16 protein-coding genes are annotated in these 20,349 nt (G+C 67.9%); 7 read left to right on the plus strand and 9 right to left on the minus strand.

Annotation, left to right across the window (positions count from 1 at the left end; genetic code table 11):
• Window positions 1-85 precede the first annotated feature (85 nt).
• Window positions 86-2,362, plus strand: a complete 2,277-nt coding sequence (locus ACFVAV_RS01905; protein WP_379028526.1) for a hypothetical protein — start codon at window positions 86-88, stop codon at window positions 2,360-2,362.
• A gap of 2 nt (window positions 2,363-2,364) precedes the next feature.
• Here ACFVAV_RS01905 and ACFVAV_RS01910 read toward each other — a convergent pair whose 3' ends face one another.
• Window positions 2,365-3,294, minus strand: coding sequence for an alpha/beta hydrolase (locus ACFVAV_RS01910; protein WP_379028528.1), 930 nt, complete (start codon window positions 3,292-3,294; stop codon window positions 2,365-2,367).
• A 295-nt stretch (window positions 3,295-3,589) separates the two neighbouring features.
• Between ACFVAV_RS01910 and ACFVAV_RS01915 the strand changes: the two genes are divergently transcribed.
• Window positions 3,590-5,080, plus strand: coding sequence for an MDR family MFS transporter (locus ACFVAV_RS01915; protein WP_379028530.1), 1,491 nt, complete (start codon window positions 3,590-3,592; stop codon window positions 5,078-5,080).
• A 76-nt stretch (window positions 5,081-5,156) separates the two neighbouring features.
• Here the strand turns inward: ACFVAV_RS01915 and ACFVAV_RS01920 are convergent, their stop codons facing one another.
• Entirely contained in the window at window positions 5,157-5,762 is a 606-nt protein-coding gene (locus ACFVAV_RS01920) for a hypothetical protein (protein WP_379028532.1), read from the minus strand.
• Window positions 5,763-6,005: 243 nt separating this feature from the next.
• Between ACFVAV_RS01920 and ACFVAV_RS01925 the strand changes: the two genes are divergently transcribed.
• Window positions 6,006-6,656: a hypothetical protein gene (locus ACFVAV_RS01925; protein WP_379028534.1), complete on the plus strand. Its 651-nt coding sequence runs from the start codon at window positions 6,006-6,008 to the stop codon at window positions 6,654-6,656.
• Between the two features lie 18 nt (window positions 6,657-6,674).
• Here ACFVAV_RS01925 and ACFVAV_RS01930 read toward each other — a convergent pair whose 3' ends face one another.
• Genes ACFVAV_RS01930 through ACFVAV_RS01940 form a run of 3 tightly spaced genes read right to left on the minus strand, consistent with a single transcriptional unit; the run spans window position 6,675 to window position 8,786 of the window.
• The gene (locus tag ACFVAV_RS01930) at window positions 6,675-6,878 is read right to left on the minus strand and encodes a ferredoxin (RefSeq protein ID WP_379028537.1); all 204 of its coding nucleotides are present in this window, start codon (window positions 6,876-6,878) and stop codon (window positions 6,675-6,677) included.
• Between the two features lie 2 nt (window positions 6,879-6,880).
• On the minus strand, window positions 6,881-8,101 hold the full coding sequence (locus tag ACFVAV_RS01935) for a cytochrome P450 (protein WP_379028539.1): 1,221 nt from the start codon (window positions 8,099-8,101) through the stop codon (window positions 6,881-6,883).
• 40 nt (window positions 8,102-8,141) lie between these two features.
• Window positions 8,142-8,786 (minus strand): DUF4097 family beta strand repeat-containing protein, encoded by a 645-nt coding sequence (locus ACFVAV_RS01940; protein WP_379028541.1) that lies wholly within the window; start codon window positions 8,784-8,786, stop codon window positions 8,142-8,144.
• Window positions 8,787-8,950: 164 nt separating this feature from the next.
• Between ACFVAV_RS01940 and ACFVAV_RS01945 the strand changes: the two genes are divergently transcribed.
• The gene (locus ACFVAV_RS01945) at window positions 8,951-12,094 is read left to right on the plus strand and encodes a BTAD domain-containing putative transcriptional regulator (protein WP_379028543.1); all 3,144 of its coding nucleotides are present in this window, start codon (window positions 8,951-8,953) and stop codon (window positions 12,092-12,094) included.
• Here the strand turns inward: ACFVAV_RS01945 and ACFVAV_RS01950 are convergent.
• Both ACFVAV_RS01950 and ACFVAV_RS01955 read right to left on the minus strand, forming a co-directional pair.
• Entirely contained in the window at window positions 12,078-12,845 is a 768-nt protein-coding gene (locus tag ACFVAV_RS01950) for an ABC transporter permease (protein ID WP_379028545.1), read from the minus strand. The two genes, ACFVAV_RS01945 and ACFVAV_RS01950, sit on opposite strands and share 17 nt — an antisense overlap.
• Complete coding sequence (locus tag ACFVAV_RS01955; RefSeq protein WP_379028547.1) at window positions 12,842-13,786, minus strand: ATP-binding cassette domain-containing protein; 945 nt, start codon at window positions 13,784-13,786, stop codon at window positions 12,842-12,844. The genes ACFVAV_RS01950 and ACFVAV_RS01955 overlap by 4 nt, the downstream gene beginning before the upstream one ends.
• 159 nt (window positions 13,787-13,945) lie before the next feature.
• Between ACFVAV_RS01955 and ACFVAV_RS01960 the strand changes: the two genes are divergently transcribed.
• On the plus strand, window positions 13,946-14,383 hold the full coding sequence (locus ACFVAV_RS01960) for a GtrA family protein (RefSeq protein ID WP_379029907.1): 438 nt from the start codon (window positions 13,946-13,948) through the stop codon (window positions 14,381-14,383).
• A 3-nt stretch (window positions 14,384-14,386) separates the two neighbouring features.
• Here ACFVAV_RS01960 and ACFVAV_RS01965 read toward each other — a convergent pair whose 3' ends face one another.
• Window positions 14,387-16,159, minus strand: a complete 1,773-nt coding sequence (locus tag ACFVAV_RS01965) for an ArnT family glycosyltransferase (RefSeq protein WP_379028548.1) — start codon at window positions 16,157-16,159, stop codon at window positions 14,387-14,389.
• Between the two features lie 188 nt (window positions 16,160-16,347).
• Between ACFVAV_RS01965 and ACFVAV_RS01970 the strand changes: the two genes are divergently transcribed.
• Window positions 16,348-17,250 (plus strand): alpha/beta fold hydrolase, encoded by a 903-nt coding sequence (locus ACFVAV_RS01970; RefSeq protein WP_379028550.1) that lies wholly within the window; start codon window positions 16,348-16,350, stop codon window positions 17,248-17,250.
• 40 nt (window positions 17,251-17,290) lie between these two features.
• Window positions 17,291-18,022 carry a MerR family transcriptional regulator gene (locus ACFVAV_RS01975; protein WP_379028552.1) on the plus strand — a complete coding sequence of 244 codons (732 nt, stop codon included), beginning with the start codon at window positions 17,291-17,293 and terminating at the stop codon, window positions 18,020-18,022.
• A gap of 6 nt (window positions 18,023-18,028) precedes the next feature.
• Here the strand turns inward: ACFVAV_RS01975 and ACFVAV_RS01980 are convergent, their stop codons facing one another.
• Complete coding sequence (locus ACFVAV_RS01980) at window positions 18,029-20,293, minus strand: serine/threonine-protein kinase (protein WP_379028554.1); 2,265 nt, start codon at window positions 20,291-20,293, stop codon at window positions 18,029-18,031.
• Between the last annotated feature and the right edge of the window lie 56 nt (window positions 20,294-20,349).

Raw genomic sequence — 20,349 nt, forward strand, 5'->3', positions numbered from 1 at the left:
TCTTACCCCAACCTAACCACACCTGAGCTGGACAAACGTCCACCACCACGCCGTGAGATCCCTACGTATTGTTCGATTCACGTCTATGCCCTATGCTCCCGCGCTCGTGTGGGTACGCGCGGCATTCGAACCGCGAAAGCTAGTGGTGCAGTGGGCGATCATCGTCGTGATCGCGGTACTGGCCGGCTATCTCGCGGTCTTGCTCGGCGACCCGCGGCACTTCTACACCGATGACACGGAGGCGCAATACGTGCCGATGTGGCAGCTGCTCGGTACCGAACTGCGGGCGGGCCGGTTCCCGGCGATGGTGCCGTGGGAATGGATGGCGGGCAACTACAGCCTCGAGGAGGCCGGGCTCTACAACCCGCCGCAGCTGCTCGTCTATCTGCTCGCGCCCTCGTTCGACAATCTCGCGGTGTACGCGACCGCGGTGAAGCTGGTGTTCTCCGCGATCGCGGCGCTCGGCGTGTTCCGGATCTGCCTGGCCTACGGCGCCCGCGCGCCCTGGGCCGCGGTGGCGGGCGTGGCGTTCCCGTTCAGCGGCTGGTTCCTGTTCTTCGACGAGGCCAGCTGGTTCACCTCGCACACCGGCACCGCCTGGCTCGTGCACGCCTGGGCCTCGGCCGTGCTGTACGCGCGGGGACGGACCGGGCCGATCCCGCTGTTCGTGTTCCTGTACCTGGCGCTGACGATCCAATACGCGTTCCCCGCCGTCGAATCCGGCCTGATGATCGTCGCCGTCGCCGCGGGCGAGTACCTGTACCAGCGCCGGTGGGCGCCGGTGCTGCGGCTGCTCACCGCGTCCGGTCTCGCGGTACTGGCCGCGATGGTGGCCAACCTGCCGATCCTGCTGTCCTCGCAGGCCACCTGGCGCGGTGACGTCTCCACCATCCACAACGACCCGTTCCTGACCGTGCCGTGGTCGGAATCGCTCAATGCGAGCCTGCCGAGCACGGTGCCCGCGTTCACCGCCTGGTGGGGCCATGTGCAGCCGCTGCCGATGGTCTACATCGCGTGGTTCGTGATCCCGGCGCTGGCCTTCATCGACTGGAAGGCCGCCGCGCGCGCCGCCGCCGACTGGAGCGGGATCGCGCTGTTCGCCGTCGCCGCGCTGATGTGGACGGCCGGGCCGGGCGCGATCGGTCCGCTGCGCTGGCCGGCCAGGGTGCTGCCGATGCTGGCGATCGCGCTGCTGGTACTGGTGTGCGTGCTGGTCAGCCGCTACGGCGTGTTCGCCGCGTCCCGGCGCCGGTACGCGGCCGCGGGCGCGCTGATCGGGTTGCTGTTCGTCCGATCGTTCTCCGCCGCACCGAAACTCCTCGAACGGCATGTGCTCGCGGTGGTCGTGGTGGTCGCGCTGGGCGCCGGCGTCGTCTGGCTGGCGCGTACCCGCGGAGTCGCCGCCGCCGCCGCGCTGACCATCGTCGCGACCTTCCCCATCGCCTACGCGCAGGTGGCCGCGGCGCCCGCGACGCCGATGTCGTACGGGTTCCCCGAACGCCGCTCCGAGATGACCGCCGCGTTCCCCGATTTCGGCGGCCGCACACTGCAATTGGCCGACCGGATCATGGTGCGCGACGAGGAGCGCACACTCGCGGCAACCTACGGTTCGATCGCGCTCGGCAGCTATGCCAAGAACCTCGGCCTGCAGTACGTCAACGGCTACACCCCCGTCGGGCACGCGGCGTTCGCCGGGTTGCTGTGCATGGCCTGGGACGGCGGTACCTGCCCCGAGGCGTATCGCAAGGTGTTCGCGGTCGAGCCGTCGACCGATACCCCGGTCGTCGATCTGATGCGGCTGGATCGTGTTGTCCTGCAACGCGCCCAGTACCCCGACGCGGGCGAGAAGCCCGCTCCTGCGGGCTGGAAGTTCGTCCACTACCCCGGTCATGAACAGCAGATCTGGGTGCTCGAGCGGGTCAACCCGCTGCCCTCCCCCGGCGACCTCATCGCGCACGAGTCGGGTGTGCACGCGACCGTGATGCCGGAGGCGGGCCTGACCAACCGGGCCACCGTGTCCTCCGGCACCGGCGGCCGGGTCGTGTTGTCCCGCTTGGCCTGGCCGGGTTACACCGCCACGCTCGGCGATCGCGAGATCCCCACCAAGGCGGTCGCGGGCACCTTCGTCGCCGTCGACATCCCGCCGGGCACCCAGAACGCCCAGCTCACCGTCACCTGGCGGCCGCCGGGCCTGTCGATCAGCCTCACCAGCGCCCTGCTGGCGCTGATCGGCATCGGTGTCCTGCAGTGGTGGTTCCGGCGAGGCAAGCGCGACACCGAGATCGCGCCCGAACCGGCGCCGACGACACCCGCTGCCGAGGCGCCCGCGCCGGTCGAACGACCGGCCACCGTCGAGGCCTGAGCTCAGGCCCCGATGGCGGCGGCCAGGTGCGGCCAGGCCTCGTGCAGGTCGGCCTCCCACTGGCCCCACGTGTGCGAGCCGGTCGGCCGGTGGACGTAGGTAGCCGGGATACCGAGCTGACCCAGGCGGCTCGCGAAGGCGGCTGTGCACGCCCCCGCGATCGCTTCGACCGGCGGCATGGGCAGACCCCGGTCGATGCCGCCGGGCAGGCCGGTGGCGGCCGACAGGAAGATCGTCTTGCCCGCGAGCCTGCCCGCGTTGGCGAAGACATCGTGTTCGCGCCAGACCGCGCCGCCGGGGACGCCCCACATGTTGCCCGGGTTGCCGCCGCCGCGGACGGCCTGGGCACTGGCCATGCCGATCCCGAGCGGGTCCGCCGCCCAGGGACAACCGCTGATCGCGGCGACGGCGGCGAATCGGGAACCGCCGCGAATGGTCAGATCCAGCGCCGAGGACGCGCTCATCGATACGCCGGCGATGGCATTGCGTCCGCTCGTGCCCAGCGCGCCGTCGATCACGCCGGGCAGTTCCTCGGTCAGGTAGGTCTCCCAGCGCACCCGGCCGACGCCGGGGTCGTCGGCGATCCAGTCGGTGTACAGCGTGAACGCGCCGCCGACCGGCATGACGACATTGACGAACTTGTCGGCGAAGAACTGCCGCACATCGGTGTCGTCCCACCAGGAGATCCCGTCGTCGCCGCCGCCCAAGCCGGTGAGCAGGTACAGCGTGGGCGCTCCCGCACCCGCCGCCTTGATCACCCGGTTCTGGATCACCCGGCCCATCGCGGGCGAGTACACATCGATCCGGGCGGCCGGCCCGCCGAGCGGCGCCTCCCCCGCCACGTACGACCCCGGATCGGCCTTCGCCTGGACACCGCCCAGCGAGGCCACGATCGCGCACACCACAGCAAGCCACACTCTCGATGTAGTCACTGATCCGGTATACCCCGTCGGGTCGGCGCACACACTCAGCCACACGCGTTTTGGCGAGTCCTTTCCCGGCGCAGGATCTGGGAGAGTGACCAGGCTCACCATCAGCCGGATCGGCGGGTGAGAAGCCCACTCGAGCAGCGCGTTTTCACCATGCCGTCGCGGTGCTCGCGGCGAAAACAAGGTGATTTGTGTCGGTGGTGAGCGGAATACTGGCCCGCGCCCGATGAGTTGGACACAGTCGACTCGGCCTCGGGCCACCGCTCGCCCTGCCGACCCCTGCTTCTGGAGGTACCCGATGCCAGCCGAACTATCCCCGCCGATGACGAAAGGCCGGACACCGACCGTCATCCGGGTGCTGGTGCTCGCGACCTTCGTCGTCATCCTCAACGAAACCATCATGATCAACGCGATCCCGCGGCTGATGAGCGATCTGCGCGTCACCGAGGTCGCCGCGCAGTGGGTTTCGACCGCGTTCATGCTGACGATGGCCGCGATCATCCCGACCACCGGCTGGTTCCTGCAGCGGGTCACGACCCGCCAGGCCTATGCGGTCGCGATGGGTGTCTTCATCGCGGGCACCGTGCTCTCGGCGCTCGCGCCGACGTTCGCGGTGCTGCTGATCGGCCGCATCATCCAGGCGGGTGGCACCGCGGTGATGATGCCGCTGCTAATGACCACCCTGATGACCGTCGTGGCGGAGCAGGATCGCGGCCGGGTGATGGGCAACGTCACGCTGGCCATCTCGGTCGCGCCCGCCATGGGCCCGGTCATCTCCGGCCTGATCCTGCAGATCAGTATCCCGGCGCTCGACTCGTGGCGGTTGCTGTTCGTGGTGATGCTGCCGATCGCCGGTGTGGTCACCTGGCTGGGTCTGCGGCAGCTCGAGAACGTCGGTGAACCGCGGCCCGGCGTGCTCGACATTCCCAGCGTGTTCCTGGCCGCCGTCGGCTTCGGCGGACTCGTGTTCGGTCTGAGCAAGTTCCACAGCGGCAGCTACACCACCCCGGCGCTGATCGTGGCCGGTGGCGTCGCCCTGATCGCCGCGTTCGCGCTGCGTCAGGTGCAGCTGCAGCGCAACGGCACCCCGCTGCTGGACCTGCGGGTCCTGCTGTCGGGCACCTACGCCAAGGCGCTGGTCCTGATGGCCATCGCGTTCCTGGCGATGATGGGTTCGATGATCCTGCTGCCGCTGTACCTGCAGAATCTGCGGCACCTGACCCCGCTGGAGACCGGTCTGCTGGTGATGCCGGGTGGTCTGGCGATGGGTCTGCTCGGCCCGACCGTCGGCCGCCTGTTCGACAAGTTCGGCGGCCGCGCGCTGGTGATCCCCGGTTCGATCGGCATCGCCGTGTCGCTGGCCGGCTTCACCCAGATCTCGATGACCATGCCGTACTGGCAGCTGCTGGGTCTGCACATCCTGCTGATGGTCTCGCTGGCCGCCGCGTTCACCCCGGTGTTCACCCTCGGCCTCGGCGCCCTGCCGATGCACCTGTACTCGCACGGCAGCTCGATGCTGGGCACCCTGCAGCAGGTGGCGGCCGCCTTCGGCACCGCCCTGGTCGTGACGGTCATGTCGGCCCGCAGCACCTCGCTCATCGCCGACGGCACCGACCCGACCACCGCCACCCTGGAGGGCATGCGCCTGGCCTTCCTGGTCTCGGCAGGCCTGGCCCTGATCGTCATCGCGATGGCGGTCCTGCTGCCGAACCGCTCCGACAACCCGCACGGTGCTCATGCTCCGGAACAGTCCGGCGAACCCGAGTCGCCGGAACTCGTCAAGAGCTGACAACCCCTGCGAAAACTGCCACCTCTGGTCGCGTCCCGATGCGGCCAGGGGTGGCAGTTTCCGTATGGTGACGCGATCAGGGCTGGCCGCTGACGACCGCCGTCACCGCATCCATGAACGACTGGCCACCCGTGATGGCGCCACCGGCGATCGCACCGACCACCAGGCCGACGGGCCCGGTGATGATGCTGAAGAAACCGAAGCCGAGCACGGTTCCGATCAGGGCGCCGAGCAGTCCGCCGACGACGACGCCGACCACGTTCTGATTGACCTCGGCGGCAAGGCGTCCCATCGAGTTGATGGGCTGCATCTCGCCGATGTTTTGCGCGGTCACTTTCGGGGTAAGGGTGAGTTTTCGGCCGTCGTCGCTGATTTCCTGCGCTACCGCCATGCGACTTTCGGAAACAATGTAAGTCAGCGGTATTTCAGTAATCACGACACCGTTATCCGACTTCAACGACACCTTGCCACCGTTGTCGGTCAGTTCGAATTTGCCGTGGTCCACGGTGGTCGTGACGACCTTGGAGAAATCGGAGACAACGGTGTGGTAGGCGACGCCATGATCGACGCCGGACGTCGAAACATCCTGATTGTCCTGCGGTTTCGCATTCACAGTCCCCGCAGCGATGCCAACGGCCGCGACGGCCAGGAGGGTCGCCGGGATCAACGGGCCGAACTTCATACTGACATTTCCTTCTCGGGTACCTCCGGTCGGCATGACCGAATGGCGAGCAGCTGTACAGCGTCCGAAGCTTGTGGCAGAGAATGGCAATCGGCCAGACCTGGCCGCGCATCGTTGCCGGATCGTGACCTAGTCGTTTGACCGAATCCGTTTGACCGAACTGGTGATTCGACGAGCGCGCGTCACATGGTGTAAGCATTTGCTTGATTCGAGGTGCAACAGTAAAGCTCTGGAGGACTGTCCGTGTCACGCCAACGTGTTCAAGCCGGTTTAGTCCTGACGGTCTTCATCGCTTCAGCCGCTCTGCTCGCAACCGTGGTGATGGTGGCCGCGATATCCCTGACCTCGGACGACATCGCGGGCAGCGGGCATCCGGCCGAGAACGTGACTGCGGCAGCCGCATCGGGTACGAACACGCCATCGGCGCCGGTCGAACCTCAGCTACCCGCCCCCGTCGCCACTCTCAGCTCGGCCGCCAAAACGCCGATCGCGATCCAGCTGGCCGTCGGTGACTGCGTGGTGGCCGACGGTGCGGGCGAGCAGGTCACGGTCGAGAAGACCACCTGCGGCAGTGCCCCTTCCAGCTACAAGATCTTCGACAAGGCGGCCGCGGGCGGCACCTGCCCGACCGACACCGATCAGACCTACAGCGAGCGTGTCGGCTCGGTCGAGCAGGGTGCGTTGTGCATGGACATCGACTGGGTGGTCGGCGGCTGCCTGGAGCTCGGCGAGAAGAAGCCGACGCACATCGACTGCGCCACCGGGGGCACCACCGAGGGCGTGAAGGTGCTGGAGGTCAAGCATGGCGTTGCCGATGCCAACCAATGCGAGTCGGGCAATCTCGGATTCGTCTACAACCAGCGCAAATTCGTCGTCTGCGTAGCGCGGCTCTGAGACCCTGGCGTGGGTGTCTCAGGACTCGCCGATCGTGAGCGCACCGGACGGGCACGCTTCCACGGCCTCCCGCACCGCCGCGTGAACGCCCCGCGGTGCCGGGTCGAGCAATCGCACCCGGCCGTCGTCATCGTCCTGGTCGAAGACCGCCGGCGCGAGCAGGGCGCACATGCCCGCGCCGATGCAGCGCTCCCGATCCACCGAGATTCGCATCGTCGTCATCACTAGCGGTCCGTCCAGGTGACCGGCAGTTCGTGGACTCCGTAGATGTTCATGTCGGTCTTGAGCTTCACTTCACCTGCGGGAACGGCGAGTTCGAGGGTCGGGAAGCGGCGGAGCAGTCCGGCGAAGCCGGCGCGCATCTCGATGCGGGCCAATTGCTGGCCGAGGCATTGGTGGACGCCGTGACCGAAGGACACGTGACCGCGGGCCGTGCGCTGCACGTCGAGGGCGTCGGGGTTGTCGAAGCGCAGGGGGTCACGGTTGGCGGCCAGCAGTGAGACGACGACGGTCGACCCCTTGCCGATCGTCTCCCCACACAGTTCGATGTCTTCGGTGGCGTAGCGATAGAAGATGTCGGCGACGGACAGGTAGCGCATGAGCTCCTCCACGGCGTTGGGAACCAGCTCCGGGTCGGCGCGCAGTTCGGCCGCCTGCTCGGGGTGCTCGAGCAGCGCGAAGGTGCCCAGCGCGAGCATGTTGGCGGTGGTCTCGTGGCCTGCCAGCAGCAGCAGGAAGGCGATGCCGACCAGCTCCTCGATGCCGAGGTCCTCGTCGCGGGCCAGATCGGAGAGGATGTCCTCGCCGGGTTCGGCGCGTTTGCGCATGACCAGTTCGGCCAGGTACGAGGTCATCGCACCGTAGGCGGCCATCTTCTGCTCCAGTTCCTGGTCCTTGACCAGGAACTGGGCCGAGTTGACCTGGAAGGTCGCCCGGTCCTCGTACGGGACGCCGAGCAGTTCGCAGATCACCAGCGAGGGCACCGGCAGCGCGAACTCCGTGACCAGGTCGACCGGCGGAGTCAGCCGCGCCATCTCGTCGAGCCGCCGCTCGGTGATCTCGATGATGTGCTCTTCGAGCTGCTTCATCCGCTTGACGGTGAAAGCGCCGGTCAGCTTGCGCCGCAGCCGGGTGTGATCCGGCGGGTCCATGGCGACGAACAGGCCCGGGATCTGCGGCGACGGCTCGGTCTGCACGGGCATGCCGGGAGTTTCGTACGCCACGTGGACGATCCCGAGATCCTGGCGGGAGCTGAACCGGGTGTCGGCCAGGAGCCGGCGGACCGCCTCGTAGCCGGTGACGACCCAGCCTTCGTGACCGTCGGGGAAGATCAGCGGACTGACGGGACGGGTCTCGCGGAGCCGGGTGATCTCGCTGGGCGGATCGAAGGGACCCGCGTCGCGATGCTGCGGAAGGCCGTGCGGGACGGGAAGTGTTTCACTCATCGGGTTTTCCTTGTCGAGTAGTAGCTCTGGTGCGCGGTAACTAGGCGGCGGCGGTGTGCCGAATGGTGATGTTGCCGAGGGCATTGCGCGCGAACACCTGCACGGTGTCGGCCCCGCTGTGCGCCGAGGCGACCGGTTCCATCAGGTTCTGCACGGTGCCGAGCGTGGTGTTGGTTTCCAGCCGGACCGCGCTGGCGGGGCTGATCCCGACCTCCAGCTCGCCCGAGGAGGTCTCCAGCCGGAGTTCACCGCGAGACGCCTCACCGATGCGGATGTTGCCCTTGGCGGTCTTCGCGGTCACCGACCCCTGCGGACGCTCCACAGTGATGTCGCCGAGCGAGACCGACAGGTCGCATCGGCCGAGTTCACCGGCGCCGAGCAGGTGACCCACTCCGGCGGTGCCCGTCAGCTGCGAGCCGGTCGGCACCTCGATGGTCACCTCGATCGACGGGTTGCCGCCGAACGGGGTGTGGGTGCGCCAGTTCTTCGATGCCGTCACGGTCAGGGTGCCGTCGCCGAACTCGACCTTGGTCTGCTCGGCGGCGCGCACGTCGGCCTTCTTGGCCGCATCGGCGGGCTTGACCTCGACGACGGTGTCGGTGCGGTCGGACGCGATGACGGTGACGCCGGCGGAGAGGACATCGACGGTGACGGCGATCGGCGCGGGGGTCTGGAACGTGTACATCAGGATCTCCTCGGTGGGTGCTGCTGCGTTGTTGATGCGACTACTGTCGCGAGCGCCGCTGACACCGACCTGACACCGACCTGACGCACCCACTGACACGAAGTCCGGCCTGCGCAAGCGCATATCCACCGCGGGTCGCGCCACCCGTCGACGCCCGGGGCACAATGGGCCGGGTGCAGATCGGGATGCTTGGACCGCTGGAGATCCGAACAGAGGACGGTGGATCGATAGAGGTACCGGGCGCTCGGTTGCGGGCGCTGTTGATCGCCCTGGCACTCGAACCAGGCCGCGCGGTCCCGAAATCGAAACTCGTCGACTGGATCTGGGACGAGCAGCCGCCCGCCGACGCGGCGAACGCCCTGCAAGCACTGGTCTCCCGCTTGCGCAGGGCACTGCCCGACGGCGCCATCGAGGTGCAGGCGGGCGGATACCGGCTGGCGGTGGAACCACGCGCGGTCGACGCCGTCCGGTTCGAACACCTTCTCGACCAGGCCCGCGGCGGCGACGACGCGCAGCAGGCGCGGCTGTTGCGCGAAGCCCTCGACCTGTGGCGCGGTGCGCTGTTGCAGGACATCGGCGACAGCACGGCCTTCGACGTGGTGATCACCCGGTTCGACGGTCTGCGCCTGGCCGCCATGGAGGATCGCTACGAAGCCGAGCTCCGGCTGGGCCGTGGCCCCGAGGTGGTCGCCGAGCTGACCGAACTGGTGACCCGGCATCCGGTGCGGGAACGGCTCGTGGCCGCGCTGATGCGGGCGCTGGGCGCCGCGGGCCGTGGCGCGGAGGCACTGATCGTGTACCAGCGCGCCCGGGAGGCACTCGCCGACGAACTGGGCGTCGACCCGTCACCGGAGCTGTCCGCCTTGCATGTCGCCCTGTTGCGCGGCGAGGTGGGAGCACGACCGGCGGAACGCACGACGAACCTGCGCGCCGAGTTGACCAGCTTCGTCGGCAAGCGCGCCGACATCGCCGCGGTCCGCGAACTCATTGCGGCACACCGGCTCACCACCGTGACCGGACCCGGCGGATCGGGCAAGACCCGGCTGGCCGTGGAAACCGCGCGCACCATGCTCGGCGATCTGCCGGACGGCGCCTGGCTGGTGGAACTGGCCGCCACCGACGGCAGTGGCGACCTGGCGCAATCGGCCTTCGCCGCGCTCGGACTCCGGGACGCGCTGCTCGGCGACGCCCCGAACGCCGACCCGATGGAGCGGCTGATCGCGGCGATCCGCGACCGCGAGACGCTGCTGATCCTGGACAACTGTGAGCATGTGATCGAGTCCGCGGCGGCCTTCGCCCACCGGATACTCGGCGAGTGCACGCGACTGCGGATCCTCGCGACGAGCAGGGAACCGCTCGGCATCACCGGCGAGGCGCTGTGGCAGGTCGAGCCGCTGACCTTGCCCGCCGACGACGCGGACGCCCGCGAGATCGAGACCTCCCCCGCCGTCGCGCTGCTACGGGACCGGGCGGGCGCGGTGCGCAAGGATCTCGCGACCGATGCGGGCACCCTGGCCACCATGGCGCGAGTCTGCCGGGCGCTCGACGGGATACCGCTGGCGATCGAACTGGCCGCGGCCAGATTGCGCACCATGTCTCTCGATCAGCTCGCGCACCGCCTCGACGATCGGTTCCGGCTGCTGACCGGCGGCAGCCGCACCGCGATCCCGCAGCACCGGACATTGCGGGCGGTGGTCGACTGGAGCTGGGAACTGCTCACCGACGCCGAGAAGATGGTCCTGTGCCGGCTCGCGGTGTTCTCCGGCGGCGCGAGTCTGGAAGCGGCCGAACAGGTCTGCGCGGGGCACGCCGCGGTCGAGCAGTGGGAGGTGCTCGAGCTGCTCACCGCCCTGACCGAGAAGTCCCTGCTGCTCGTCACCGAGGACGAGGTCCCGCGCTACCGCATGCTCGAGACGATCAAGCAGTACGCTGCCGACCGGCTCGCCGAGGCGGGAGACGCGGATTCGGCGCGCCGGGCGCATCTGGCGTACTTCACCGGCCTGGCCGCCACCGCGGAGCCGCACCTGCGCCGCGCCGAGCAATTGGAGTGGCTCGCCGTCCTCGACGCCGAGCACGACAACATCGCGACCGCGATGCGTGGCGCGCTCGCGTCCGATGACGCGGCCGGGGCGATGGGACTCGCGGCGGCAGCGGGCTGGTACTGGTGGCTGGGCGGGTACAAGGCCGAGGGATCCGAGCTGGTCATCGCGGCCGCCGAGGTGCCCGGTGAGGTCGACGACGAGACCAGGGCCACGGTGTACGGGCTGGTCGTGCATTTCGGAACCTCGGGACGCAATGACGAACACCAGGTGGCGGAATGGATCCACCGGGCGTACCGCGTCGGCCGGGACAGCCGGGGCAGCCATCCGTCGCTGCGTTTCACCGCCGCACTGGAACGCATGCTGGGCGGCCCGGACGAATATCTGCCCGCCTTCGAAGCGGTGCTCACCGACGACGACCCCTGGGCGCGGGCCCTGGCGCGGCTGCAATTGGGCAAGCTGCGCACCGTGCTCGGCCACGACGGGCCGGAGGCGGACGAGTATCTCGAACAGGCGCTCACCGAGTTCCGTGCCCTCGGCGAGCGCTGGGGGATATCGTTCGCGCTGACCGAACTGGCGAACCGCACCGCCCTGCGCGGCGAATTCGCCGCTGCGTGTGACCTGTACGAGCAGGCGATCGCGGTGGTCACCGAGGTCGGCGCGATCGAGGACGTGGTCGGGATGCGCGCACGGCAGGCTCAGCTGTACTGGCTGCTCGACGATGCCGAGGCGAGTGCCGCCGCCCTGGCCGAAGCGCAGCGCTGCGCGGACCGGACCGGCTGGCCGACCGCACTGGCCGAAATCGCCTTGGCGCGTGCTGAACTGGCCCGCTGGCGCGGTGACACCGAGCTGGCGCACCGCCAGATCGACCTCGCGCGCACGCTGCTCGGCCGCGATGCCGAACATCCGAATGTCAGTGCGATGGTGCACGTCCTGCTCGGCTACCTCGCCGAGGAACTCGATGAGGCTCGCGCACAACACACTTCAGCCTTCCAGGCGGCGTCCGCGGCAGGCCACGCTCCCCTGATGGCCCAGGTGCTCGTCGGCATAGCGGATCTGGCGCTCCGCGCGGAACAGTACGAACAGGCCGCGCGGCTGCTCGCGGCGAGTACCGCGACGCGCGGGCTGCCCGATCGTTCCCAGCCGGATGTGGCCAGAATCGAGCAGACAGCACGACATCGCCTCGGTGACGTGGGATTCACCGAGGCGATGCGGGAGGGTGCGCTGGCGAGCAGGCCGGACCTGGTCGCACTCACGCTCGCTTGCTGAACGTGGCACGCGACCACAGGTATCCGACGACGGCGAACCCGGCGCACCAGGCCAGCGCCGCGGCGGTGTAGCCGCCGGACGGGGTACCGGCGAGGAATCCGCGCAGGGATTCGATGATCGGCGTGAAAGGCTGGTACTGCGCGAACTGCCGGACGCCGGGCCCCATCTTCTCGGCGGGGACGATCGCGCTGCTCACGAAGGGCAGCATGATCAACGGCACCACCGACATTCCCGCCGCTTCCGGGGTCTTGGCGGCCATGCCGAGCGCGACGGTGAGCCAGGCGGCGGCGAAGGCCGTCGCCACCATGACGCCGATCGCGCCGAGCCAGTGCAGCGCGGTCGCCGGGGAACGGAATCCCAGCGCGAAACCGACACCGAGAACGGCGGTGATGGCCACCACATTGGTCAGGATGCTGGCCACGACGTGGCCGGTCAGCACCGCGCCCCGGGAGACATCCATGACCTTGAACCGGTTGATGACGCCCTTGGTCATGTCGGAGCTCACCGAGACCGCGGTGCCGGACAGGCCATAACTGATGGCCAGCATGAGCATGCCGGGCACCGCGTAGTCGATGTAGTTCTCGCCGACGTCGAACGCGTCGCCGAACACGTACACGAAGATCAGCATCATCACCACGGGCATCAGCGCCGCGTTGAAGATGGTGACCGGGGTACGGGCGATGTGGGTGAAGTTGCGGCGCAACATGACCGATGCGTCGAACAGGGCATCGGATACGGAAAGAGTGCTCATCGTGCTTCGGCCTCCGTGGTGGCGTGCCCGGTCAGGGCAAGAAAGACATCATCGAGATCAGGGGTGTGGATGGAGACCTGGTCGGCCTCGATCGAGTGGGCGGCGAGCCGATCCAGCAGGGCCCGCAGGGATTTCGAGCCGCCGTCGCCCGGGACGCTGAGAGCCAGTGCCTCGTCGTCGGTGGTGGAGCCGGGCAGGATCCGCGCCGCCGCCGCCAGTTCCGTGGCGTCGGTGAACCGCAGCTGGATGTGACTGCCGGGGACCCGGCGCTTGAGCTCATCGGCGGTGCCTTCGGCGACGATGCGGCCCTGGTCGAGGACCGCGATCCGGTCGGCCAGCTGATCGGCTTCCTCGAGGTACTGGGTGGTGAGGAAGATCGTCACGCCGTCAGCGGTCAACTCCCGCACGATCTCCCACATGGTTCGTCTGCTGCGGGGATCCAGGCCGGTGGTCGGCTCGTCCAGGAAGACGATCTCCGGCCTGGTGACCAGCGTCATCGCCAGATCCAGTTTCCGGCGCATACCGCCGGAGTAGGACGACGCCGGCTTGCGCGCCGACTCCACCAGGTCGAATCGGTCCAGCAGTTCGGTGACCACCCGCTTGCCCGCCGTGCCGCGCAGACGGTGCAGATCCGCCATCAGCCTCAGGTTCTCCTCGCCGGTCAGCAGATCGTCGACCGCCGCGAACTGGCCGGTGACCCCGATCGCCGCGCGCACCGCTTTGGTCTCGGTATCCAGGTCGTGGCCTGCCACGCGGGCCGTTCCGCCGTCGGCCTTCGACAACGTGGTCAGTACGTTCACCGTCGTCGTCTTGCCCGCACCGTTCGGACCGAGCAGCGCGAAGATCGTGCCCGCACCGACAGTGAGGTCTATGCCGTCGAGGATCGTCTTGTCCCCGTAAGACTTCCGCAGCCCGGAGGCCGCAATTGCTGTGCTGTTCATGGGGACTACCGTCGCCGGTGCGACTGATACCGGGCTGACACCGCCCTGACACCGCCGTGCCAGTGGTGTGTCAGGCCGACGTCAGCGCGGCCGCCGACAGTGTTTCGTGTGAACAGCACAGCATTCGCCGATCCGGCCTTCGGTCCCGCCCTCGACCCGATGCTGCGCGCGGAATGGCCGGATCGACTCGCCCGCGTGCGGCGGTTTCTGCGCGGCGATCACGCTGTCGCACAGCTGATCCGGTTCGCGCTGGTCGGCGGCGCCAGCAATATCGCCTATGTGCTGTTGTTCCTGGCTTGCGACGGGTTCGGCCCGCTGGCCGCCAATACGATCGGCTCGATCGTCAGCACGGTGATCGCGAACGAACTGCACCGGCAGCTCACCTTCCGCGCGGCCGGCCGGGTCGGCTGGTTCACCGCGCAGTGGGAGGGTGGCGGGCTGGCGCTGATCGGCCTGCTGGTCAGCACCGCGGCGCTGGCCGGCCTCGAGTCCCTGGCACCGGGCCTCGGCCGGCTCGCGCAGGCCGGCGCCGTGCTCGCCGTCATGGCGGCGGCGGGCGGTCTGCGCTTCCTGGCCCTGCGCGGCCTGGTGTTCTGAGCCTCAGTGCGTGGGTCGAGTAGTGGCCCGAGGGTCATGCCAGAGGCCCAGATCGAAGTAGAGCGTGGTCATGGAGTCCCACATGATCGACCACGGCTGCTTCGGCCCTGTGCATCGCCAGACGGCGACCATGCGGTCGATGCCGGGGATCCCCATGGGATCATCGAGGTGCACCACGCGCTCCACCTCGGCGAAGCGGGATCGCAATTCGGGCTCGGCAGTATCCAATCCGACATAGATCACCGAGGTCGCCGAGTCGGGTGGCGGGCCGAAGAAGCCGAAGCCCCGGCTCGGACTGTAGGTGGCAGGCAGGTCGTACTGCCCGCCGAACTGCTCGACAGCGCCCGCCTGCCAGTAACCCTGGGCCATGATGACAGCGTTCGCCTTTTCCGCCGGCGGCAGAGTGTTGTACCCGGTATCGATGGCGGACACCATGTCCGACCAATTGGTGGTTCCCCAAAACGCCGACCGGATGCCGAGGTCGATGGCGTTCTCGGCCGGGGTACGCCAACTGGGCGGCAGGGGCGTGACGGTAATCATGGCGATGAACGTCAGCACCGAGAGCCCGGCGATCGGAATCAACGCCAGGTTCATCCACCGTTTCCGATCGTACTGCCACAGGCCGACGGCGCCGATGGCGAACATGGCGGGAAAAAAGCCCGTCGGATAATAGGGCCGACCGTGCGTGATGATGACAAATGTGGTCATGATCACCAGCGCGACCGCGATAAAGCGATACGGACGCAGTGACTGTTGTTTGAACACAGCCCAGAATCCGACGGCGATCAGCAATGCGCCCAGGAAACCGGCCAAGCCGAGCCACTGCGGAATGAACCCCGGCGGACCGTAGCCCGTGGCATCCTGCTCCGCGCCGATGATCGGGCCCATGGCCAGCTGTGGCCAGTTGTTGTGCGACTGCCAGTAGAGAATCGGGATCACGGACGAGGCGAGGATGCCGGTCGATACCCACAGCGCGGGGCGACGCAGGATTTCCCGGGGACCGCACAGGATGACGGCCAGGCCGAGGCACGCCCAGACGATCGGGATCATCCATTTCACCTGCATGTCCACGGCGGCTACCAGTCCCGCTACGACGAGCAGCCAGTCCTGGCGGGTACGAACCCAGCGGATGAACAGCCAGGTGATCACGGCCGTGAGGGTGGCGTCGAAGGAGAACGTGCTCAACACGACCTGGGTGGCCACGAGATAGGACGTCGCATAGGTGCCCGCGGCGAGCAGCTGGACACGGTGGCTGCCCCTGAGCTCGTAGGCGATCAACGCCGCCACCACGATCGCACCGACGCCCATCACGACCGCGGGGAACCGCAGTGCCGTCACCGATCCCGGTGCGAGCTGGTCCGCGATCCAGGCGAACAGGGGCACCACTACACCCTGATCCGCGTAGGTGTAGTCGAGCCGTCGTCCGGCGGAAAGGAAATAGAGCTCGTCACCGAAGAATTCGTACCTTCCCGCCGTCACGGTCAGCGCTATCGCGGCGATCGAAGCGATCAGCGCGACGCCGCGAAAAGCGAACGACGGGTCGGTTTCCGGAATGTTTTCGGGCGCGGCGCGAACCGCGACGACCGCTGTCATGAACTGCCCCTGACGCTTTCCGACAGACACGTTCGACGCCCCACCCCGCGGTGGCGTCACGCTCTGTTCGCTGGTGAACCGATTCCTCCCCGGCAGCGAACTTGATGAGCGCGAGCGCCCGAGATCCTGCTCGGATTCAGTTTTACAAACGTTAGTGGCTGCCGACAGGGTCCGCAAATACACCGCACACCAATAGCGGTTCGCTGTGATTAGACCGGGCTCGGCCGGGTAAACAAGTGATATCGGCGATACATTGCGCGCGGCATCTATAATTGCCCCGAATTGATAAAGTCAGCGCGTGAATTGCAAAACGAGCCTTTCATTTGAAAGATCTTGACATTGACCGTACGTCAAGGTTGCAGGGTTGTCGCATGACGAACAACAGCACTCCCCAGGCTCGGCCTGCTGCGCCGATCGGCGGGTTCCAGGAAGTCGGCGGCCACCGCATCTTCGTGTACCGCTCGGGCAGCGGCGGGCCTGCCGTGGTGTTCCTGCCGGGCGCGAGCGCGGTCGGTCTGGACTACTTCGGTGTCCAGCAGCAGGTTTCACAGTTCACCACCGCCGTGGTGTACGACCGCGGCGGCACCGGCTACAGCGACGCCCTCCCGCTGCCGCGCACCGCCGCCGCGGTCGCCACCGAACTGCGCGAACTGCTGCGCGCCCAGCACATCCCCGGCCCCTATGTTCTCGCGCCGCACTCGCTCGGCGGCTTCTACGCACACCGGTTCGCGCAGCTGTACCCGCACGACGTGGCCGGACTGGTCTGGATCGACGGCCTGCACCGCGACTGGGACGACTTCATGCCGCCCGCGATGCGGCTGGCCGCGGCCGAGCGGATGGGCACCGATCCGGAGCAGCTCGCACAGCTGCGCCCTGCCCTGCGCGCGATGCACACCGAGTTGCTCGCGGCCTACCCGGAGCACATCCGGCGATCGCTGGTCGAGGCCAAGGAGAGCGACGAATGGACCCGCGTCGGCATCGCCGAGCGCAGCAATCTGACCGCACCGGCCGCCGAACTGCACGCCGGACCGGGCCTTCCTGATGTCCCCGTGATCGCGCTCAGCGCGATGGGCCCCGATCCCACCCAGTCACCGGAGACACTGCGCCAGTTGCACGACGGCCGGCGGCGAATGGACGCGGCCCTGATGCGCGGGTTCACGCACGGGGAGCACCGCGTCCTCGCCGACACCGTGCACCACCGGCTCTGCTTCGACCGTCCCGATGCCGTGGTCCAGGCGATTCGCGATGTCGTCGACCGAGCCGCGCGCGCCTAGACTCGACGCGATCATGTTCGGCGTAGACCCGAGGAGGACGGTGCTCACGATCGGCCGGCTCGCGGCGACCGCGGGCGTGACCGTGCGTACCGTCCGCCACTACCACCACGTCGGCCTGCTCCCCGAGCCCGAACGCGACGCCTCCGGCTACCGCCGCTACCGCGCGCAAGCCGCAGTCGATCTCATCCGGATCCGAACCCTCGCCGACGCCGGTGTCCCCCTGGCCCGAATCGACGCGCTGCTGCACGCCCAACCCACCGAATTCGCCGCGGCCATCACCGATATCGACGCCGAACTCCAGCGCAAGATCGACCAGCTCACCGAATACCGCGGCCGGATCGCAGCCTTGGCCGGCGGCGAAAGTCTCGTCCTGCCACCCGATGTCGTCGCGATCCTGAACCGCATGCGCGGTCTCGGGATCGGCGAACAACGGGTACTGCTCGAACGCGACTCCTGGATCCTGCTGCAAGCACTGGACCCGGACGCCGTACCCCAGCGCATCCGCGAGAAGAACGCCGAGTTCGACGACCCCGAGACCACTCGCCTCTACGTAGCCGTCGACCACTCCGTCGGCTGGGACCCCCACGATCCACGCCTGGACCAGCTCATCGACGATCTGGACGCCTGGGAAATCGCCCACGAACGAGACACCGGCAGGAAGACGACCCGCGCACTGATCTCGTCCCGAATCTCCGAAGCCTCCCCGTCCTGGCAACGCATCGTCGACGCCCTCACCCACCGAGCCGAACAACGCGGGCACGACAAGCGCTGACGCCGCTCACTGAATAGTCACCTGGATGCCGGCAACGCGTTCGAGCGCCTGGAGATCCTTCTCGATGACGTCGAACAGCAAATAGACGAGCACGAAGCCGATGATGCCGCCGACACCCAGTATGCGGACCGCCCAGACAACAGATTCGATCTCTGTCCCTGGCAGGAAGGTGATACCGGTGACGCCGATCAGCGGTATCGCGGCTGCCACGGTGAGGTAGAAACCGGTGCGCCCGGCGAGCTTACGGAGGTGGTCGACATCGGCGGTGTCGGATCGCCCGCGCACCAGGAAAATGGGATACAGGCGCCGCACCACGTACCAGGTGATCGCGAAGTACGGATACGCCACCGCGATGGCGCCGCACACGACGACCGACAGCAGGAAATGCGCGTACGTGCCGCGCGGAACGTCCCCGGCGATCAGATTCAGCAGCACCGGGAAGACCAGGCCGCCGAGAACCCAGAACCCGAAGGCGATCCCCGCCACCCGGTTGCCGAGCCGTAGCGCGTCGATACGCGCACGGGTGAAAGTCGCATCGAGAAAGTTCCATCCGAGGCGCAGGCCTATGAGTACCAGGATGAGGCGGCGCGAAACGTACAGCATCAGTATCGCGGCGACCGCAATGGCGAGCGGATACAGCACCCCCGCGACATAGTTGAAGGACTGCTGAGCCTCGGTCGTGAGTTTGCTGACGATCAAAGTCTTGTTGTAGTAGTAGTTGTACCCGGCGGCCACCACGTTCGGTACTGCGATCGCCAGCGCGAGAATCGGTATCGGCCACAGCGGCCCGCTCGGCCGGTGGCTGCGCGGCGGCGCATCCACCAGATCGCGTGCCCGAGGGTCGAGGCACAGCTCGAATTGCTGGGCCAGCTCCGCACCGTGCGCCCATCGATCCTCCCGCCGCGGCGACAGGCAGGTCAGCAGCACTCGGCGTAGCGAGGCCGGGCAGTCGGCGGGGAGGTCGTCCAGGAATTCCTGCGCGATCGGGCGGCGCCGCAGCTCGATCAGCTGTTCGACGTACGCTTGGGAATCCTTCGACTCGATCCGGGGAAACGGTCGTCGCCCGGTCAGCAACTCCCACAGCACGACGCCGAGGGCGTAGATGTCGCTGCGCGTGTCGAGGTCGTCGACCGTGCCGGGCAGCGCCGGGTGGCTCGCTTCGAGGTGCTCGGGCGACATGTAGGCGAGGGACCCGCCGAAGTACGCCACCGGACTGCTGCCAGCGAGGTGGTCGCTGAAGCTGATGTTGAAATCGGCCAGCTTCGGCAGACCGTCAGCGGAGAGCAGGACGTTCGCCGGCTTGACGTCGCGGTGCAGCACACCCCGCCGCTCGGCGTAGTCCAGCGCCTCGGCGAGCCGACGTCCGAGCCAGGCCACCGTCTCCGGCCACGACAGAGCGGCGATCTCGTCACGCACTCCGCCGCTCGAGGTACGCATCTCGCCCTTCTCCGCCAACGCCTCGTCGATGGCGTCCAGCAGTAGCCGTCCACCGCGTTGCTCCGGCGCGGTCTCGCGGACCCGTTGCAGCACCGATGCCAGCGTTCCACCAGGCAGGTACTGCATGTACATGAGTTTCAGCGCGCGGTCGGGCAGCACCCGCTGGTCGTAGACCCGAACGATGTATTCGTGTTCCAACTGGGCGAGGGTCTGGGGTTCGGTGCCGTGGTCGGCGGAGATCTTCACCGCCACCAGCCGCTGCATCGAGCGTTGCCGCGCCAGAAACACCCTGGCGAACGCGCCGCGGCCGAGCTCGAGCAGCAGGTCGAAGTCGTCGATCCGGTCCCCGGGCTCGAGCTCCTCGCCGGCGACCGGCACGCTCGGCCGCTCCGTGAGCGTGCTTTCGTACCGCTCGCCCGGCCGGAGGATCTCCTCGAGCTGCTCGGCGTACTCGGGGTATTCCCGCACGTACTCGTCGACGTCGACCTGGACGCCGGCGTGACGCAGAAGGTGGAACTCCTCGTAGAGCAATTGCCGGGGCATCGGACCGGATCGCAGCTCCGGAAACCGTGCCAGGTAATCGGCGAGCCGCTTCGGACGGTCGTAGCGCAGCCAGCGGTACTTCAGGTCGACCTTGATCAGCCGGATCAGCGAGGCCCGGCGGGCTGTGTCGCCCGCCAGCGCAAACTTCGCCGGATCGGGTGGCGTTTCAGCCGATTCCCATGCTGCCGTGAACGCCTCGACCACGTCCACGAGCCGCGACTCATCGCTCGCTGCCCGATCGGCCAACGGATCGAAGGCAGCGGTTGCATCGCCCGCCGGTCGATCGCCCATCGCAGGTCACTCCGAGGTGGAACTCCGCGGCATGATCAATTTTATCGCACTCCCCT

The organism is Nocardia sp. NPDC057663, assembly GCF_042799895.1.
In the GTDB taxonomy this organism is placed as follows: domain Bacteria; phylum Actinomycetota; class Actinomycetes; order Mycobacteriales; family Mycobacteriaceae; genus Nocardia.

Excerpts from the sequence above, each read along its gene's own strand:
- ACFVAV_RS01960 (WP_379029907.1), top strand. The coding sequence starts at position 13,946 with ATGCTGCGCGCGGAATGGCCGGATCGACTCGCCCGCGTGCGGCGGTTT.
- ACFVAV_RS01940 (WP_379028541.1), bottom strand. The coding sequence starts at position 8,786 with ATGTACACGTTCCAGACCCCCGCGCCGATCGCCGTCACCGTCGATGTC.
- ACFVAV_RS01945 (WP_379028543.1), top strand. The coding sequence starts at position 8,951 with ATGGGCCGGGTGCAGATCGGGATGCTTGGACCGCTGGAGATCCGAACA.
- ACFVAV_RS01980 (WP_379028554.1), bottom strand. The coding sequence starts at position 20,293 with ATGGGCGATCGACCGGCGGGCGATGCAACCGCTGCCTTCGATCCGTTG.
- ACFVAV_RS01950 (WP_379028545.1), bottom strand. The coding sequence starts at position 12,845 with ATGAGCACTCTTTCCGTATCCGATGCCCTGTTCGACGCATCGGTCATG.
- ACFVAV_RS01930 (WP_379028537.1), bottom strand. The coding sequence starts at position 6,878 with ATGACGACGATGCGAATCTCGGTGGATCGGGAGCGCTGCATCGGCGCG.
- ACFVAV_RS01935 (WP_379028539.1), bottom strand. The coding sequence starts at position 8,101 with ATGAGTGAAACACTTCCCGTCCCGCACGGCCTTCCGCAGCATCGCGAC.
- ACFVAV_RS01955 (WP_379028547.1), bottom strand. The coding sequence starts at position 13,786 with ATGAACAGCACAGCAATTGCGGCCTCCGGGCTGCGGAAGTCTTACGGG.
- ACFVAV_RS01915 (WP_379028530.1), top strand. The coding sequence starts at position 3,590 with ATGCCAGCCGAACTATCCCCGCCGATGACGAAAGGCCGGACACCGACC.
- ACFVAV_RS01920 (WP_379028532.1), bottom strand. The coding sequence starts at position 5,762 with ATGAAGTTCGGCCCGTTGATCCCGGCGACCCTCCTGGCCGTCGCGGCC.
- ACFVAV_RS01905 (WP_379028526.1), top strand. The coding sequence starts at position 86 with ATGCCCTATGCTCCCGCGCTCGTGTGGGTACGCGCGGCATTCGAACCG.
- ACFVAV_RS01970 (WP_379028550.1), top strand. The coding sequence starts at position 16,348 with ATGACGAACAACAGCACTCCCCAGGCTCGGCCTGCTGCGCCGATCGGC.